We start from the raw sequence: 1,387 nt of genomic DNA, 5'->3' as shown, positions 1-1,387 counted from the left end.
CTCGAGTGGCCCCGATGTCCCCAGGGGGCGGTGGACGATGGGGCCACTCGACGAGGGGTGAGCGGGGCTGAGGCGCGCTGTCCGGGGCGTGTGGCAAGGTGGGCGCCGTGACCGAGACGGCCGTTCCTCCCCTCACGCTGGTGAGCGGGCCCGAGGAGGTGCTCGTCGAGCGGGCGATCGGCCGGGTCGTCTCCGCGGCGAAGGCTTCCGGTGCCGAGGTGATCCGGATCGAGGCGGCCGGCTACGAGCCCGGGTCCCTCGTGCTGCACGCGAGCCCGTCCCTCTTCGGGGGGACCACGTGCATCGTCGTCAGGGGCCTTCACGAGTCCTCCGACGAGCTGCAGGTCGACCTCCTGTCCCTCCTCGCCGTCCCGCTCGAGGACGTCTCGCTCGTCGTCGCTCACGGGGGCGGCATGAAGGGCAAGAAGGTCATCGACACCCTCAAGAAGCACCACGCGCACGTCATCGACTGCCCGGCGATCAAGTCCGACCGGGACAAGTCCGACTTCGTCATGAAGGAGTTCTCGCGTGCTCGGCGCAGGATCACGAGTGAGGGCGTGCGCGCGCTCGTCGAGGCCGTCGGCAAGGACGTGCGCGAGCTCGCCGCCGCCTGCGCCCAGCTCGTCGCGGACACCGAGGGCACGGTCGACGACGCGATGGTCGACCGCTACCACGGCGGCAAGGTCGAGGCCACCGGCTTCCGTGTCGCCGACGCCGCGATCGCGGGGCAGGCGGGCGAGGCCCTCCGGCTCCTGCGTCATGCCATCGCCACCGGGGTCGACCCGGTGCCCATCGTGGCCGTCCTCGCCTCGCAGCTGCGCCAGCTCGTCCGGGTCGGCTCGGCGGGACGAGGCAGCTCGGCCCAGGTGGCGAAGACTCTCGGCCTGGCCCCGTGGCAGGTCGACCGTGCTCGCCGCGCGGTGGGGCACTGGACGGGCGAGGGGCTCGCGGTCGCCGTGCAGGCGGTCGCTGCTGCGGACTTCGAGGTCAAGGGGGGCGGACGCGACCCCGTCTACGCGGTGGAGCGGGCGATCCTGACCATCACGCGAGCCCGCGCGGCCCACTGAGGGCACTGAGGGCACTGAGGGCACTGACCCAGCCCGGCGGCATACGACGTCGGTGGCCGGTCGGTGGTGAAGGCGGCCCGGCACCGAGCTCGCTGAGTTTGGAGGCGGCCCTCCGGCGCTGGTAACTTTGGTCCTTGCGTGCGCGCTCAGGTCGTGCGCGCATGCAGCAGCAACCCAGAGCCGCTCACGCAAGGGTGCCCCACGCCCGGTCCCGAGCAGCTCGGCCGCCCTCTAACGGCACCCATCCCGACCAAGAAAGAACGTCACGTGGCAAACATCAAGTCGCAGCTCAAGCGCATCAAGACCAACCAGAAGCGCAC

1 protein-coding gene and 1 pseudogene are annotated in these 1,387 nt (G+C 71.5%); both read left to right on the top strand.

Translation table 11 applies throughout. The features are described from left to right. Positions 1-107 precede the first annotated feature (107 nt). Positions 108-1,067 (top strand): DNA polymerase III subunit delta, encoded by a 960-nt coding sequence (gene holA / locus LOY02_RS06670; protein ID WP_317181555.1) that lies wholly within the window; start codon positions 108-110, stop codon positions 1,065-1,067. Between the two features lie 138 nt (positions 1,068-1,205). Then, positions 1,206-1,387 (top strand): annotated as a pseudogene (locus tag LOY02_RS06665) (hypothetical protein); the annotation flags it as partial.

It is taken from the genome of Intrasporangium sp. (assembly GCF_032907665.1).
In the GTDB taxonomy this organism is placed as follows: domain Bacteria; phylum Actinomycetota; class Actinomycetes; order Actinomycetales; family Dermatophilaceae; genus Intrasporangium.
The sequence above is the reverse complement of the archived record's forward strand: the minus strand, read 5'-3'. Positions and strand labels throughout refer to the sequence as shown.